At 46.6% G+C, this 16,151-nt stretch carries 14 protein-coding genes; 13 read left to right on the top strand and 1 reads right to left on the bottom strand.

Translation table 11 applies throughout. The features are described 5' to 3' along the window. Positions 1-7: 7 nt before the first annotated feature. The gene (locus tag IS446_RS03725; protein ID WP_203058650.1) at positions 8-871 is read right to left on the bottom strand and encodes an aldo/keto reductase; all 864 of its coding nucleotides are present in this window, start codon (positions 869-871) and stop codon (positions 8-10) included. 251 nt (positions 872-1,122) lie between these two features. Here IS446_RS03725 and IS446_RS03730 point away from each other — a divergent pair, with 251 nt between their 5' ends. The 13 genes from IS446_RS03730 (at position 1,123) to IS446_RS03790 (ending at position 16,112) form a co-directional block, all read left to right on the top strand. Next, positions 1,123-2,208 carry a DUF4382 domain-containing protein gene (locus tag IS446_RS03730; protein WP_235996388.1) on the top strand — a complete coding sequence of 362 codons (1,086 nt, stop codon included), beginning with the start codon at positions 1,123-1,125 and terminating at the stop codon, positions 2,206-2,208. A gap of 146 nt (positions 2,209-2,354) precedes the next feature. Then, positions 2,355-3,356 (top strand): AAA family ATPase, encoded by a 1,002-nt coding sequence (locus IS446_RS03735; protein WP_203058651.1) that lies wholly within the window; start codon positions 2,355-2,357, stop codon positions 3,354-3,356. 45 nt (positions 3,357-3,401) lie between these two features. Further along, positions 3,402-4,268, top strand: a complete 867-nt coding sequence (locus IS446_RS03740; protein ID WP_203058652.1) for a DUF58 domain-containing protein — start codon at positions 3,402-3,404, stop codon at positions 4,266-4,268. Between the two features lie 7 nt (positions 4,269-4,275). Then, on the top strand, positions 4,276-5,940 hold the full coding sequence (locus IS446_RS03745; RefSeq protein WP_235996389.1) for a hypothetical protein: 1,665 nt from the start codon (positions 4,276-4,278) through the stop codon (positions 5,938-5,940). Further along, entirely contained in the window at positions 5,930-6,931 is a 1,002-nt protein-coding gene (locus IS446_RS03750; protein WP_203058653.1) for a vWA domain-containing protein, read from the top strand. Before IS446_RS03745 ends, IS446_RS03750 begins: the two co-directional genes overlap by 11 nt. Beyond that, a complete protein-coding gene (locus IS446_RS03755; protein ID WP_203058654.1) occupies positions 6,932-7,978 on the top strand; it encodes a VWA domain-containing protein in 1,047 nt (348 codons plus the stop codon). It abuts the gene before it with no gap. 12 nt (positions 7,979-7,990) lie between these two features. Next, positions 7,991-8,875, top strand: a complete 885-nt coding sequence (locus IS446_RS03760; RefSeq protein WP_203058655.1) for a tetratricopeptide repeat protein — start codon at positions 7,991-7,993, stop codon at positions 8,873-8,875. 17 nt (positions 8,876-8,892) lie between these two features. Continuing rightward, positions 8,893-10,677 (top strand): BatD family protein, encoded by a 1,785-nt coding sequence (locus tag IS446_RS03765; protein WP_203058656.1) that lies wholly within the window; start codon positions 8,893-8,895, stop codon positions 10,675-10,677. Beyond that, complete coding sequence (locus tag IS446_RS03770; RefSeq protein ID WP_203058657.1) at positions 10,677-11,465, top strand: tetratricopeptide repeat protein; 789 nt, start codon at positions 10,677-10,679, stop codon at positions 11,463-11,465. Before IS446_RS03765 ends, IS446_RS03770 begins: the two co-directional genes overlap by 1 nt. A gap of 138 nt (positions 11,466-11,603) precedes the next feature. Then, complete coding sequence (locus IS446_RS03775) at positions 11,604-11,831, top strand: hypothetical protein (RefSeq protein WP_203058658.1); 228 nt, start codon at positions 11,604-11,606, stop codon at positions 11,829-11,831. A 98-nt stretch (positions 11,832-11,929) separates the two neighbouring features. Further along, complete coding sequence (locus tag IS446_RS03780; RefSeq protein WP_203058659.1) at positions 11,930-13,507, top strand: SulP family inorganic anion transporter; 1,578 nt, start codon at positions 11,930-11,932, stop codon at positions 13,505-13,507. A 31-nt stretch (positions 13,508-13,538) separates the two neighbouring features. After that, on the top strand, positions 13,539-14,165 hold the full coding sequence (locus IS446_RS03785; protein WP_203058660.1) for a carbonic anhydrase: 627 nt from the start codon (positions 13,539-13,541) through the stop codon (positions 14,163-14,165). 111 nt (positions 14,166-14,276) lie between these two features. Further along, the gene (locus IS446_RS03790) at positions 14,277-16,112 is read left to right on the top strand and encodes a SulP family inorganic anion transporter (protein ID WP_203058661.1); all 1,836 of its coding nucleotides are present in this window, start codon (positions 14,277-14,279) and stop codon (positions 16,110-16,112) included. The last annotated feature ends 39 nt before the right edge of the window (positions 16,113-16,151 follow it).

The raw sequence follows: 16,151 nt of genomic DNA on the forward strand, positions 1-16,151 counted from the left end.
CTTAATTTTAAGGTACTTCATGTCCGAGGCTGGCTTCGTGTATCGCGAACCAGTCTTCCAGCTCGAGTTCGATCTCTGCGGCCTTAGCCGAATTGGCAATGCGATCCGGATTGGTGGTTCCGATCACCGGGGCAACCCCCGCCGGATGTTTCATGATCCAGGCCAATAACAATTGATCGGCCGAAGCCTTGTATTTTTCGATGAGATCGAACATTAATTGTTTTATGCGTTGTGTCTGAGGGGTGTCTTCCCGGAATACCGACCCCAGCGGATTCCATGCCATGGGTTTGATGTTGTGCAACATCATATGATCCAGGTCTCCATTGAGCATGGAGTTAAAATCGGTGGCCGAGAATTGGATCTGATTTGCTTTGACCTCGGTTCTGGATCGCAACAGATCGGTTTGTGAAGGGGTGAAATTAGAAACCCCCAGTTCGCGTATCTTTCCTGACTTCTTTAGTTTTTCGGCTGCGTTGGCAATTTCGTCAGGATCCATCAAAGGACTGGGTCTGTGAATAAGCAACAGGTCAAGGTAGTCTGTACGGAGGTTCTTTAAACTTTGCTCTGCACTCGAGATGATGTACGATTCACTCTGTTCGTAATGCTTCACCTTGTTGTTTCGGCTCTCTGCCAGGAGCTGTATTCCGCATTTGGAGATAAGCTGTATGTCGCTCCGGTTGACAGAAGCTTCCTTAAGTGCTGCTCCGAATTCAGCCTCCGTGGTATACCCACCGTAGATATCGGCATGGTCAAAAGTAGTAACCCCGTGATCCAGGCAGTAATTGATGAGGTCGCTCATCTGTGTGGTGTTGAATTTTTTTCCCCACACCCCCCATGTCATGGTTCCGGCTATAATATTTGAAAATTTCATTAACGCGTCGGTTTTGTTTTACAAGTTAATTAATACGGGAGTAACGGGGGTTAATATTTGGTAAAACCGACGATTCTTTACCCGTGTTTTTTACAGAGGGGGTAAAAAATAGTTTCTGTGTTGTTGTATTTAAACAGGTTCGTTTTTCCTGTTCCACGGTAATGGTAGAATTTACCATGAAAAGATCCAACCCCCGTTTCTTAGCCGTATATAACAATAACTAATTAATTATTAATAATTTACCTATAATTATGCGCAAGAAAATCTTACTTAAATTCTTTGCAATTATTGCTGTGATGGCGACTTTGGGCAGTTGTAGCAATAATGATGACAGCAGGCTTTCAGACAGCGCCCGTTTAAAACTTTTCCTAACCGATGCGCCGGGAGATTATGACGCGGTGAACATCGATGTTCAGGATGTGATGATCAACACATCTTCTGATGAAGATATGGGATGGGAGAGCTTACCGGGAGTGAATGCCGGTATTTACGACCTGCTGGAACTTACAGGAGGGCTCAATGTGCTTTTGGCCGATAATGAACTACCTCCGGGAGAGCTCAAGCAAGTACGCCTTGTACTCGGACCTCAAAATACAGTGGTTATCGATGGGGAGACTTATCCTTTGAATACGCCCAGTGCAATGCAATCGGGGTTAAAGATCCAGGTGAATGAAACCCTGGAAGCCGGATATACCTATGACATCGTACTTGATTTTGATGTTGATGCTTCGATCGTTGTAGCCGGAAATTCAGGAAAGCGAAACCTCAAGCCGGTGATCAGAGCCAATGCTATTGCTACCACAGGAATTATTTCCGGATCGGTTGTCTTTGACGGAATGGAAGAGCAACCCGATTACCAGGTCATGGTAAGCGTGATGGTTGGAGAAGAACAGGTAAGTGCTTACACCAACGAGGCCGGAGTTTTTATGCTCTATGGGGTGCCTGCAGGGGTTTACGATCTAGTGGTGACTCCCGAGCCTGCTTCCGGATATGGAGAAGTGGTTACAGGCGGAGTTGAGGTGGTAAACGGAGAGACCACTACCGTGGAGACCATCGTTCTGGAAAGACTCGAGAATGCCGGGAATCTTACCGGTAGAATTACTACTGAAAACCTCGAATTTACTGCGACCGTAATGGTTGGTGAAGGTGATGACGAAAAGGAAGTCGAAGCCAGCTACGATGAAGGCGGAGTATTTACTTTTTACAACCTTCCGGTGGGAACGTATATCGTTAAGATCACCCCTGCTGAAGAGTCGGGTTACGGAGTATGGTACCTTGCCGATGCAGAGGTTAAGGACCAGGCAACGACAGACCTCGGTGATATTGCGTTCGACTAACGTTAATTTCTGCTAAAAATATATTAAGAGTGACCTAAACCCGGTCACTCTTTTTATTTTTAACCATATGTTAACAACATACTCTGAGATTAATTTCCAATTTGCGAATTACCACAGTTTATATTCAAACGAAAACAGAAAAGTATATGGAGCAAGAAACTACTATTGATATTAGTAAGATCAATGAAAAGATCGCTACGGAAAGTGCTTTTGTAGATCTTCTTACAAAAGAGATGACCAAAGTGATCGTAGGCCAGCAACATATGGTAGAACGTTTGCTGATCGGGTTGCTTGGTCAGGGGCATATTTTACTGGAAGGTGTTCCCGGACTGGCAAAGACCTTAGCGATCAATACCCTTGCTAGAGCCGTTCACGGTAGTTTCAGCAGGATCCAGTTTACTCCGGACCTGCTTCCCGCAGATGTTGTGGGTACGCTTATCTACAACATTAAAGAGAATGATTTCTCTATCAAGAAAGGGCCTATTTTCGCCAATTTCGTTCTGGCAGATGAGATCAACCGTGCCCCTGCCAAGGTGCAGTCGGCGCTGTTAGAGGCGATGCAGGAAAAGCAGGTGACCATTGGAGATGAAACTTTTATCCTTGACAAGCCTTTCCTGGTTATGGCCACCCAAAACCCGGTAGAGCAGGAAGGTACATATCCGTTGCCTGAAGCCCAGGTAGACCGTTTTATGTTAAAGACGGTGATCGATTATCCGAAGATGAATGAAGAGCAGCTCATCATGAGAGCCAACCTCCAGGGAGGCTTCAGCGAGGTGAAGCCGGTGGTAACCCTGGAGCAGATCTTAAGAGCCCAGGAAGCGGTAAGGGAAGTGTATATGGATGAGAAGATCGAGAAATATATTCTGGATATTATTTTTGCCACCCGATACCCTGAAAAATACGGCTTGGACGAGTTGAAGCCGTTAATTAGTTTCGGGGCCTCACCAAGGGGGAGTATTAACCTGGCCAATGCTGCCAAGTGTTACGCCTTTATCAAGAGAAGAGGTTATGTGGTGCCGGAAGATGTAAGGGCGGTAGTGCTTGATGTGCTCAGACACCGTGTAGGGATCACTTATGAGGCAGAAGCGGAGAACATCAGTTCAGAAGACCTTATCCACAAGGTGGTAAATGCCATTGAGGTACCATAGATCACGATCTTGTAAGAACCTTTACTTCCAGACCGAACCCTGACAATGGATACCAAAGAAATACTAAAAAAAGTACGCAAGATAGAGATCAAGACCCGCAGACTGAGCGATCACGTCTTTGGCGGTGAATACCACTCTACCTTTAAAGGAAGGGGGATGACCTTTAGTGAGGTGCGTCAATATCAGTTCGGTGACGATGTGAGGTCTATAGACTGGAATGTTACCGCAAGGTATAATGAGCCGTTTGTAAAGGTATTCGAAGAAGAGCGCGAACTCACCATGATGCTTATGGTCGATGTGAGTGGTTCTGAATTCTTTGGAAGTACCGGGCAGTTCAAGCGGGAGGTGATCACAGAGATCGCTGCTACCCTGGCTTTTTCGGCCTTACAAAATAACGATAAGATCGGGTTGCTTTTGTTCTCAGATGCAGTAGAGCTTTACATTCCACCCAAAAAAGGTAGGTTCCACGTATTGCGCATCATTCGCGAACTTATCGAATTTACTCCGGGAAGTACCAGGACCGATCTGGACCAGGCCCTGAAATTCCTGTTGGGTGTGATCAAAAAGAAAGCCATCGTTTTTGTGCTTTCAGACTTTATAACCTCGGGCTATGAGCACACCCTGAAGATCGCAGCCAGTAAGCACGATATTACAGGAGTGAGGGTATACGACCGCCGGGAAGCCCAACTGCCCAATATCGGGGTGGTGCATATGAAAGACGGGGAGACCGGAGAGCTCATGCTGGTGGACACCACGTCGAAACGCATTCGAAAGATGTATGAAGCCGACTACCGGGAACGGGTGGAAGGTTTTAACGATGCGTTCAAAAAGAGTGGTGCCGGTGCCCTGAGCACACGGGTCGATGAAAGTTATGTAAGAAATTTATTGGGATACTTTAAAAGAAGAGCGTAAACTATACATGAAGAACTGTTTCCAAAATATCCTATGGAGAAACCGGAGTCTGGACCTTACCGGACTCTTTCTGTTTTTCATCTTTGCGGGGGGGATTACCCTACGGGCGCAGGATGCGCGTGTAGTATCGTCGGCCGATACGGCCCAGATCAGAATAGGAGAGCAGATACAGTTTCGTATCGAAGTGGAAACCGATACGGTAAATCCTGTGTTCTTTCCCGAGGGCCAAACCTTTTTGCCACTGGAAGTGGTAGAGGCCTACCCTGTAGACACCCTCAAGACAGAAGACAAATACAGCCTCATTAAAAAGTACGCCCTCACCCAATTCGATTCCGGAAGTTATGTGCTGCCTGTGCAGCAGATCATGGTGGGTGATAAAGCGTATTTTACAGATTCGCTGGTGGTGGGCGTGAACACCGTCATGGTTGATACCACCAAGCAAAAAATGTACGATATCAAGGGGTTGCAGCCGGTTAAGCGCAGTTATAGCGATTGGTGGAAATATCTCTTGTTGATGCTGTTTATTGGCGGGGGCGTATGGTTTATCCTGTACTGGTTCCTGTGGCGCAAAAAGCCGCTTACAGAAGATGAAAAGGAGGCGATGTTGCCCCCTTATGACCGTGCTCTTCTTGCCCTGGAGCGACTTGATAATTCAAGATACCTTATACAATCGGCGTACAAGGACTACTATTCTGACCTTACAAATATCGTGCGTTCATATCTGGAAGATGAGGTGCATATTACGGCCCTCGAAAGCACGACCTCAGAACTGATCACGAAGCTGGAAATGCTTCGCGATTCCGGAAGTTTAAAACTGGACGATGCCTCTATTCTTCAGTTTCGAAAAGTACTGGAAACGGCCGACCTTGTAAAATTTGCGAAGACGGTGCCCGCCGATGAGGTGATCAAACAAGACCGGAAAGTAGCAGAGCTACTGGTGAACAGAACCAAAGAAGCACTTCCGGAACCGGAAGAGAACAGTGAAGAAGCTCAGGCGGCCATCATGGCTCTTGAGCGTAAACGCAAAAGAAGACAGGTGATCTATGCCGTAGCCGGAGCCTTAGCCTTTTTATTGGCTGTAGGAGGTGTCCTGGGGTATTTTTACGGTTTTAAAGAGGTGAAAGACACCTTGCTCCTCCACCCTACCAAGCGCTTGCTGGAAAAAGAATGGGTGGGTAGTGATTACGGATATCCGTCTATCTATGTGGAGACGCCCGAAGTGCTGGTGAGAACCGATCAGCCTTGGCCGGAAACCATGGCAAAAGAGATCTATGGCAGCCAGGTGTTCGAAGAAGGCGCACTGGGTGATCCGTTTTACATTAATCTCCGGATAACCACCTTTAAAAAGGAGTCCAAGATCGAGGGGACTCAGGCCCTGGATAATGCGATCAAAATGCTCGAGGATTCCGGAGTTCAGAATATGCTGGTCAAGGAAGAAAAGTATACTTCGGTAACCGGTAAAGAAGGTTTAAAGATCTACGGCAGTATGCGGGTGCCTCAGGAAAAGGGAGAAGCCAAGCGCATGGAGTACGCCCTCTACAATTTTGTGCATGCCGGCGGACTTCAGCAATTACTTATCGTGTATGAGCCGGGAGATACCTATGCCGAACAGATCATGGAGCGAATTTTAGATGCTATCGATTTTAAAAAGTCAGGTGCCAATGTTGGATAATATTGAATTTGCAAATCCGCAGTTTTTCTGGTTGCTGTTGCTTTTGCCGGCAGCCGTACTTTGGTATGTGCTTACCCGAAAGCGGGAGGCAGCATCGCTTACCATGCCAACACTTGACAGCTTTAAGAGACACTCGTCTTTTCTGGCCCGCTTAAAACCTGTGCTGTTCGCACTTCGTTTGCTGGCCCTGGCTGCGATCATTACCGCTATGGCCAGACCACAGACCAAGGATGTCTCAACACGAACAAAGACCAGTAAGGGGATTGATATCGTAATGGCTATTGACGTGTCATCCAGTATGCTGGCCAGGGACCTTAAGCCCAATCGCCTGATGGCCTTAAAAGAAGTGGCGGCAGAATTTATTGGTGACCGGGTGAGCGACCGTATCGGACTGGTGGTGTATTCGGGAGAGAGTTTCACCAAGACGCCGATCACGAGTGACAAGGCCATTGTATTAGCCGCCCTGGAAGAGATACGTTACGGGCAGCTGGAAGATGGAACGGCCATAGGAATGGGATTGGCTACTTCTGTAAACCGATTAAAAGAAAGTAAGGCCAAAAGTAAGGTGATCATTCTCCTTACCGATGGAGTAAATAATTCCGGTTTTATAGAACCGGCCACTGCGGCCGAGCTCGCTGTTGAATACGGGATCAAAACCTATACTATTGGAATTGGAACCAACGGGAAGGCAGAAACCCCGGTAGCCTATAACCTTGACGGTAGCTTTCGCTATGCCTACCGTCCGGTAGAGATCGATGAAGAATTGCTTACGGCCATAGCCGAAAATACAGGAGGTCGCTATTTCAGGGCTACCAATAACGAAAGCCTTTCAGAGATCTACGACGAGATCAATAAACTCGAAAAGACCGAGGTCGAAGAGTTTCGTTATACGAATTTTGAAGAGCGCTTCAGACCGTTGGCACTATTGGCCGGAGGATTGTTTTTGCTCGAGATCTTTTTGCGTTTCACCTTTTTCAGAAGCTTTGTGTAAATGTATCAGTTAGACCAACATATTTATTTTTACCTCCTCCTGGTGATCCCGGGGCTGGTAGTGATGTACGTCTTGCTGCAACTCTGGAAGCGACGTGCCCGAAAACAATTTGGTGACCAGAACCTTTTAAGAAGGCTTAGTCCGGAGCGTTCCTCCCTAAAGCCATTGCTTAAGCTCATTTTGTGGTGTCTGGCGCTCGCCCTTCTGGCATTCGCCCTGGTGAATCCGAAGATCGGAACCAAACTGGAAACCGTAAAACGCGAAGGAGTAGACCTGGTCTTTGCTCTGGATGTATCTAAGAGTATGGCAGCCGAAGATATTGCTCCCAGCCGATTGGAAAAAGCCAAACGCATTACCTCAGAGATCATCAATAACCTGGTAAGCGACAGGATCGGGATCATCGCCTATGCTGCCGGTGCTTATCCGCAGTTGCCTATCACTACCGATTACGCTGCTGCCAAAATGTTCCTCCAGAACATGAATACCGATATGATGTCTTCTCAGGGAACAGCCATCGGACAGGCCATCGACCTGGCTACGACCTATTTTGACGATCAGGATCAAACCAACCGGGTGCTTATTATCATATCGGATGGGGAAGATCACAGTGGCGGATTTGAGGATGCTGTAGAAAAGGCTTTGGCAGAAGGAATACGCATCTATACCATAGGGGTGGGTACCGCCAGGGGAGGTCGTATACCCCTGCGCTCAAGAGGAGTTATACAGTCGTATAAGAAAGACAGTAATGGCGATGTGGTGATCACGCGCCTGAATGATGCTACCCTGCAGCAGATCGCCGATCTGGGAGAGGGTGGCTATGTGAATGGAACCAATACCGAAGAGGTCGTTGAGTATGTGAGCGAGATGCTCGCCCAGATGGATAAAAAAGAATTTGAAGCGAAGCAGTTCGCCGATTTCAAAGATCAGTTTCAATGGTTCCTCGGAGGGGCTTTGTTGCTGTTGTTTCTGGATGTGTTCTTTCTGGAACGCCGCACGGCATGGCTGCGCAGACTGAACCTGTTTAATGAAAAGGAAGAAACACCTTAAATGTACATTACTATGAGAATATCGTTGTACAAGATCTTTTTTGGTCTCCTGTTCTTACAGGGAGGTGCCTTTGCTGTGGTGGCCCAGGAGCAGGAGCCTGAGGCTGATGCTAAAGATCTTAAAACTTCTGTAGACCTTACCTATGAGGCGAATAACGAACTGGAAGAAGATTTTGTAGCGGCAGAAGCCACCTATAGAAAAGCGATCGCCAAAAGCGAAAAGAATGCCGTGGCGCGTTACAACCTTGGTAATGCCTATTATAAGGAAAATAGCATGGGAGAGGCCTTTATGCGCTATAAAGAGGCCGGTGAAACGGCCATGACCAAACCCGAGAAACACAAGGCATTTCACAATATGGGGAATGTTTTTATGAAGAACGAGGAGTATCAAAAGGCAGTAGAGGCTTATAAGGAGGCACTTAGAAATGACCCTACCGATGAGGAAACCCGTTATAACCTTGCACTGGCAAAAGAAAAGCTGAAGAAAGAACAACAGCAGAATCAGCAAAACCAGGACGACCAGAATCAGGATAACCAGGATAATAAGGATAACCAGCAAAATCAGGACCAGCAAAACCAGGACCAGCAGCAAAAGGATGAGCAACAGCAGGACCAGGAAGGTGGTGAGCAGGATGACGAGCAGGATAAGGGCGATCCAAATAAGGATGGTGACCAGAAAGAAGAGCAGGAAAAAGAAGGTCAGGGCGATAAAGAGCAAAAGCAAAAGAAACCGGAAGAAGGAGAGGGCGAGCCTCAGCAACCCCGTAAGAGTCAGCTTTCCCCTCAGCAGATCAAGAATATTCTCGAGGCCATGAACAATGAAGAAAAGAAGGTGCAGGAAAAAATAAATGGGAAAAAGGTCAAAGGTGCCCAGGTAAAAACTGAAAAAGATTGGTAAGTCGGTTGAACATACAAATGAAACTTTTTAAAACATATATTTCGGTATTAATGGTATTCGGAGCAGTGTGGTTCGCACACGCTCAGGATGATGAGGTGAGCTTTAATGCTTCGGTAAGCAAGAGCAAGCTGGGCATCAATGAACGCCTCCGTATCGATTTCACCATGAACCAGGACGGAGATAATTTTACACCGCCCGATTTTGACGGATTCAGGGTGCTCATGGGACCAAACCAGTCGGTAAGCCATCAATGGGTGAATGGCAAGAAGAGTTTTTCTAAATCCTACTCTTATGTGCTTTCGCCTCTGAAGAAAGGAAATTTCACCATTCAGCAAGCAACGGTAGAGATCGACGGAAAGGTGTTTAAGACCCTGCCGGTTAAGGTCGAGGTCACTGCTGCAGTAGACGATCCTAATGCACCGCCAAGTGCTAATGATATCGCAGAAGAAAAACTTCACCTGGTCGCCGAACTTTCCAATTCAAGACCCTATTTGAACGAGGCTATTAGCGTGGTGTATAAGCTTTACGTGAGCCCGGATATCAATATTTACGATTTTATTCCAGTAGATAATCCAACCTATAACAACTTTTGGTCTCAGGAGATCGATGTTAAAAGATTGAGGGCAGAGAATGGTCTGTATAACGGGAAACAGTACCGCTATGTCATACTAAAAAAGGTGGTGCTTTATCCACAACGCAGCGGAGATCTGGAGATCGAACCCCTGACCCTTGAGGTGAAAGTAGAGGTGCCTACCAACAGGAGGAATATCTTCGGAGAACGGGTGTATACCCAGGCCCATGTTAAGGTGGCCACTAAGAACAGTACCCTTAAGGTAAAACCGCTTCCTGAAGCGGGCAAGCCGGAGAATTTCTCGGGTGCTGTGGGGAATTTCGATTTCGACGTGATCCTATCTAAAAGCAGCCTTAAGGCCGGCGAATCGCTCACGGCTAAGATGGTGGTTAACGGAGAGGGTAATCTCAAGCTTTTCCAGTTGCCTAAACTAACCTTGCCGAGTTCTCTGGAGGTTTACGAGCCGGAGTTCTCAGAGTCTGTTCGTACCGGATTAGGGGGGATGAAAGGGCAGGTAACAGAGAGTTATACGATCGTACCTGAGTTCAAAGGCAAATACCCTGTTCCGGAGGTGGCGTTCTCTTATTTTGATCCGGAAACCGAACAATATAAGACTTTGCGATCGGTGAGTAGCGTGATCGATGTGTTCGACGGACCAATTGCCGGAGCAGATCCTGCCAATGCTGCAAACGCCCCCGTAGTGAAGCAACGTGTGGCCATGACCGGTGATCAGTTCAGGTTCTTAAAGCTTAAGGCAAACCTTGTTCCCGTTGTACAAAAGGAATTTTTAGGCACGCTTAAGTTCTATCTCTTGTATTTCGGGCCCTTATTGTTGATCCCGCTGGCCATTATTATTGGTAAAAAGCGAAAAGAACGAGAACTTGACGTTGAGGGTAATAAGGTGCGTAAGGCCAATCGTCTGGTGAAAAAATACCTGTCGGAAGCTAAGAAGAATCTCAACGACAGCAATCGTTTCTATGAGGCGCTGGAGCGTGCGCTTCACAATTACCTCAAGGCGAAGCTCAAGCTGGAGACGGCCGATCTGAGTAAAGAGAAGATCAGTGCCCTGCTTAAGGAGAACGGTGCTAATGAAGACGATATCGTCGGGTTTGAAAGGTTGATGAGCTCTTGTGAGCTGGCGCGTTACACCCCTGTGACAGCAGATGGTATGAAAGTAGATTATGAAAAGGCTGCAGAAGTGATCTCTGTACTTGATAAACATCTTAAGTAATGAAGCAAACAGATTACAGTTATACCAGATCTTTGATGGTGTTCGCCTTGTTCCTGCTATGGTCTTTTGCTACCGCAAATGCGCAGCAGGGAAGTCTTTTTGAAACGGGTAACGAACTGTACAATCAGGGAGAATACCAGGCAGCTATCGATACGTATAAGGAGATCTTAGCTGCCGGTGAGCATTCGCCGGAAGTATATTTCAATATGGGGAATGCCTATTACAAGATGGATCGCATTGCGCCGAGTATTCTCTATTATGAAAAAGCCCTCTTCCTGGATCCCGATGATGAAGATGTCAAGGTGAATCTGGCCTATGCACGCAATATGACCATAGACGATATCGATGCCCTGCCTAAAACCGGTTTTGCTAAACTCACCAGGGGGCTGTTGGGAGCGTTTACCTATAGCGTATGGTCTTACCTGGCCATTGTTGGTATGTTGTTGTTCGTGCTCTTTTTTATCGGGTATTATTTTGCCGATCGCGAAGGACGAAAGCGCTTGCTTTTTGCTATAAGCGGCGGATGGGTCTTCTTATCCCTGCTTTGTTTGTTATTTGCTTTTCAGCAGCGTAAATGGGAAAGAAACTACGATCCGGCCATTGTCTTTGCCAGTGAGACCACCGTGAAGTCTGAGCCCAACCTGGGAAGTGATGAAATATTTCGACTTCACGAAGGCACCAAGGTGTTTATTCTGGACGCCATGCACGACTGGAAGAAGATACGTCTGGCCGACGGGAAAGAAGGATGGCTCCCTGCTGAAGAACTTCAAAGGATTAAAGATTTTTAAAAAAAAAGTGCTTCTTTTTAAGAATACTACTAAATTTACTTACGAGAAGAAGCTATTTTGAATACTAAGGAAAGACTTTATCTGTATGTTTTTCTCCTTAGTTTTTGCACCTTTATTATTAGTCCCTCCATACTTGTCTTGATAGAAGATCAAGCCGATGTGGCGTACTTTTTTAATACGGCAGAAGAAGAGGAGAAAAAAGAAGAAGGCAAGGAAAAGGATATGAAAGAACATTTCATATTTGCTTTTCCCAAGGCCGATATGGCCTTTATGCAGGCAGAGGTTAAAGGATTCTTTTATCTTCAGGGTTTTGCGGACGATCTCTTTCCCGACCCCGTACTACCCCCTCCGGAGATCTGTTCCTGATCTTCATTGGCGCTATGCCAAATATTATTCGCTTACATAACCAATAAATAACTTTTAAGGATATCCCTTCCGGGTTGTCCTAAAACCATAATACATCTATGTTCAAATACTTAAAAAATGACCTTCCCGCCAGTTTGGTGGTCTTCTTTGTGGCGCTTCCGCTTTGTCTTGGGATCGCCCTGGCAAGTGGGGCCCCTTTGTTCTCCGGTCTTATTGCCGGGATCATCGGTGGGGTGGTGGTAGGATCGCTCAGTGGCTCCAACCTGGGGGTTAGTGGTCCGGCAGCAGGACTTGCCGTTATTGTTCTTAATGCTATAACCGATCTCGGTAGCTGGGAGGTTTTCCTTGTTGCTGTAGTTCTTGGTGGGGCCCTCCAGATCGTACTCGGAGCCATTAAGGCAGGGGTTATAGGGTATTACTTCCCTTCTTCAGTGATCAAGGGCATGCTGGCCGGTATTGGGATCATTATCTTTTTAAAGCAGCTGCCCCATGCTGTTGGTTACGATTCAGACTATGAGGGAGACCTTTCTTTCCTTCAGGCCGATGGGGAAACTACGTTTTCGGCACTTAGTACCATGATGCAGAACTTTTCTTCAGGAGCTATAGTTGTTACCCTGGTGTCCCTTTTTATTTTATTGTTGTGGGACCTGGTACTCACTAAGAAATCTGATGTCTTTAAGATCATTCCCGGGCCTCTGGTAGCGGTGATCATAGGGGTTGTTTATAACTTCTTTATTGCTCCCGGCAGTACCTTCGGTATTTCACCCGAGCACCTCGTTTCAGTGCCGGTGCCGGAAAGTACAAGTGATTTTCTCGGGCAGTTCTCCTTCCCTGATTTTTCGGCTATAACCCGATATGATGTTTGGATCACGGCCATTACATTGTGTATCGTAGCCAGTTTGGAAACGCTTTTATCGGTGGAGGCTACAGATAAGCTTGATCCGCAAAAAAGGGTGACCCCAACCAACAGGGAGCTCTTTGCTCAGGGAACCGGAAACATCGTTTCCGGACTCATAGGGGGATTGCCTATTACCCAGGTGATCATTAGGAGTAGTGCCAATGTGCAAAGTGGAGGGAAGACGAAGATGTCGACCATAATCCACGGTTTTCTTTTGCTTACTTCTGTAGTGGCCATTCCTGCCTTACTCAATAAGATCCCGCTGGCAGTGCTGGCAGCCATCCTTCTTGTGGTGGGGTATAAACTGGCCAAGCCAGCTCTTTTCAGGAAAATGTATAGCTTGGGAAGAGAGCAGTTCATACCGTTTATCGTGACGGTGCTTGGGGTGGTGTTTACCGATCTTTTACTCGGAATAGGACTTGGGCTGGGGATCGGGATCTTGCTCATTCTTATTAAGAACTACCAGAATTCACACTTCCTGCACATCGTAGAGCGGGATAGCGAAGTGCACCGGGTAAGAATGACCCTTTCTGAAGAAGTGAGTTTTTTGAATAAGGGAGCAGTGCTAAGAGAGCTTAATAATCTTGAAGACAACACTCACTTGGAGCTCGATGTGTCGAAGGTGGTGCGATTTGATTACGATATTCTGGAGATCCTCGATGAATTTCGACTCAGGACCAAAGACAAAGGCATTCATATAACGGTGATCTCGGAGAAAGGTACTTTTGAGAACCCGGAAAGTTTCATCAAACTGTTTCGCTCAAAGAGTATCGCCTGAAGCATTTAATAACGACTAATTCTTTCCAATAATGGACTATAAACAAATATTTGAGAACAACGCTGAGTGGATAAAAGATAAGCTGAATACCGATAAGAACTACTTCGAGGAACTCGGTAAGGGGCAAAGCCCGGAAATGCTTTATATAGGGTGTTCAGACAGCCGTGTTACCGCTGAGGAACTCATGGGGCTGGCGCCGGGTGAGGTTTTCGTACATCGTAATATCGCTAATGTAGTGTCGAATATCGATCTCAATGCGATGTCGGTTATAGAATATGCCGTAAACCACTTAAAGGTGAATCACGTAGTGGTTTGTGGCCATACGAGTTGTGGTGGGGTTAAAGCGGCCATGCAGGCTGTTGACCTCGGACTGCTTAATCCGTGGCTGCGAAATATTCGCGATGTATACCGTTTGCATAAGGATGAACTCAATGCCATAACCTGCGAAGAGGAACGTTACGACAGGCTGGTAGAACTCAATGTACAGGAACAGTGCGTGAACCTTATTAAAACAGCCGCCGTACAAAAGGCCTATAACGAGAGAGGACTTAAGGTTTACGGTTGGGTTTTTGATCTGCACAGTGGAAAACTGGTCGATCTTCACATCGATTTTAAGGGTATACTCGACAACATTAAAGAGATATACAACCTCGGATAATACCGCTAACGATTGCGTAAAAAACCCTCAGTAGTACTGCACTATTTGAGGGTTTTTTTATGTCTTTTCCGATTTTTCTCGGAACTTTGAAAGAGTTAAAGAAAACATAAAATGAAACAATTTTTCTCCAACTTTAAGGGAGACCTCTTCGGTGGGGTCACGGCTGGTGTTGTAGCGCTGCCTCTGGCGCTTGCGTTTGGAGTAAGTTCCGGAATGGGTCCGAGTGCCGGATTATACGGTGCGATCTTTATAAGTTTTTTTGCTGCTCTTTTCGGGGGTACTAATACGCAGATCTCCGGGCCAACTGCTCCTATGACGGCCGTGACCATGGTGTTAGTGGCGAGTGTTGTAGCGGCCTTTGGGGGTGATCTCCAGGAGGCCTTACCCTCCATACTTTTTGTATTCCTGTTAGCAGGGGTCATGCAGATCGGACTCGGACTGCTCAAGGTAGGGCAGTTTATACGGTATATTCCGTATCCGGTGGTTTCCGGATTTATGACTGCTATTGGGGTGATCATTCTCATCACCCAGTTGTTCCCTATGCTGGGGTATTATCCAAAGGAAGATGCTGAGCTTGCGACTGAATTCCGCTCTGTATCACAAGAGGTTATTCTCAATAAAATGCTTAAAGAGGAAGCCGGAGATGGTGTTTTGGTCCTGGAAGATTTTAAAGGTGCCATCGCAAGGGCAGAAAAGATCACTATGGATGATATCGAAAAAGAAGCTGCCATTCAGGCAAAAAATGCGGCTTCGGGGGTGAAGGGTACGATCTTTTATGCCGGGCGCGCATTTAAAAATATCGATTGGCTTGAACTCGCCCTGGGGGTGATCACTATTGTGATCATTTACGGTTTCAAGAAGGTCACCACAGTTATTCCAAGTACCCTGGTAGCACTTGTCGCTGTAACGGCAGGAGCGTATTTCCTGGGGCTTGATTACCGTCCCATACAGGAGATCCCGGCCGGATTCCCGGAACTGCGTTTAGAGCTTTTTAGCGGATTTAAATTCAGCGCGGTGAGTCCGTATATATTTACTGCTTTTACCCTGGCCTTGTTGGGGTCAATAGATTCCCTGCTTACCTCGGTGGTAGCAGATAACCTGACTAAAACCCGTCACGAGCCAAATAAGGAATTGGTTGGTCAGGGTATAGGTAACGGAGTTGCAGCCTTGTTTGGCGGTATTCCCGGGGCCGGTGCCACGATCAGAACCGTGGTGAATATCAATTCCGGAGGAAAGACCAGGCTTTCGGGTATGGTTGCCGGACTATTGCTTCTGTTTATATTACTGGCCATGGGGCCTGTTGCTTCTCAGATCCCTGCAGCGGTACTTGCAGGTATCCTGGTCACTGTTGGGATCGGGGTTATGGATTACAAAGGACTACGTGCAGCGCGGTTTATGCCGGTGAGTGAAGTGATCATTATGGTGGTCGTATTGTTGCTTGCGGTATTCTGGAACCTGGTTTATGCGGTAGGTATCGGCCTTGTTCTCGCCTCTATTGTCTTTATGAAGAAAATGGGTGATGTTACCGCAGGACTTTCAAGGGTGTTGCCTTTAGAGACCTATGGAACCGATAAGAGCCTGGATCTCGACCACGATGGCTATAAGGATGTGTTTATCAAAAGACTGCAAGGGCCGTTGTTTTTCGGATTTACTTCAGAGTTCCAGGATATGGCCGAGCAGATCCCTGCAGAGGCACAATGGGTGATCATAAGAATGAAACAGGTGCCTTATATGGATCAATCGGGTGTCTATGCCCTGGAAGATGTAGTAAGGCAGCTAACCAAATCGTCGAGAAAGGTGTTGTTTACCGGTTTGCAGGAGAGGCCCTTGGCGTTTATGGAGAAGGCAAATATCTTTAAGGGTCTTGATAATGACGTTCACTTTTTCGATCATCTCAATGATGCTTTGAGATTTATAAAGGAAAAAGAAAGTGAAAAGACCTCTTGATATTAAAGTGATCTTAAGGCGTTTTGATAATAAATTGAT

Origin of the sequence: Robertkochia sediminum, from assembly GCF_016786255.1 — a bacterium.
GTDB lineage: Bacteria > Bacteroidota > Bacteroidia > Flavobacteriales > Flavobacteriaceae > Robertkochia > Robertkochia sediminum.

Coding starts and splice junctions, on each gene's coding strand:
- IS446_RS03725 (WP_203058650.1), bottom strand. CDS start 871: ATGAAATTTTCAAATATTATAGCCGGAACCATGACATGGGGGGTGTGG.
- IS446_RS03730 (WP_235996388.1), top strand. CDS start 1,123: ATGCGCAAGAAAATCTTACTTAAATTCTTTGCAATTATTGCTGTGATG.
- IS446_RS03735 (WP_203058651.1), top strand. CDS start 2,355: ATGGAGCAAGAAACTACTATTGATATTAGTAAGATCAATGAAAAGATC.
- IS446_RS03740 (WP_203058652.1), top strand. CDS start 3,402: ATGGATACCAAAGAAATACTAAAAAAAGTACGCAAGATAGAGATCAAG.
- IS446_RS03745 (WP_235996389.1), top strand. CDS start 4,276: ATGAAGAACTGTTTCCAAAATATCCTATGGAGAAACCGGAGTCTGGAC.
- IS446_RS03750 (WP_203058653.1), top strand. CDS start 5,930: ATGTTGGATAATATTGAATTTGCAAATCCGCAGTTTTTCTGGTTGCTG.
- IS446_RS03755 (WP_203058654.1), top strand. CDS start 6,932: ATGTATCAGTTAGACCAACATATTTATTTTTACCTCCTCCTGGTGATC.
- IS446_RS03760 (WP_203058655.1), top strand. CDS start 7,991: ATGAGAATATCGTTGTACAAGATCTTTTTTGGTCTCCTGTTCTTACAG.
- IS446_RS03765 (WP_203058656.1), top strand. CDS start 8,893: ATGAAACTTTTTAAAACATATATTTCGGTATTAATGGTATTCGGAGCA.
- IS446_RS03770 (WP_203058657.1), top strand. CDS start 10,677: ATGAAGCAAACAGATTACAGTTATACCAGATCTTTGATGGTGTTCGCC.
- IS446_RS03780 (WP_203058659.1), top strand. CDS start 11,930: ATGTTCAAATACTTAAAAAATGACCTTCCCGCCAGTTTGGTGGTCTTC.
- IS446_RS03785 (WP_203058660.1), top strand. CDS start 13,539: ATGGACTATAAACAAATATTTGAGAACAACGCTGAGTGGATAAAAGAT.
- IS446_RS03790 (WP_203058661.1), top strand. CDS start 14,277: ATGAAACAATTTTTCTCCAACTTTAAGGGAGACCTCTTCGGTGGGGTC.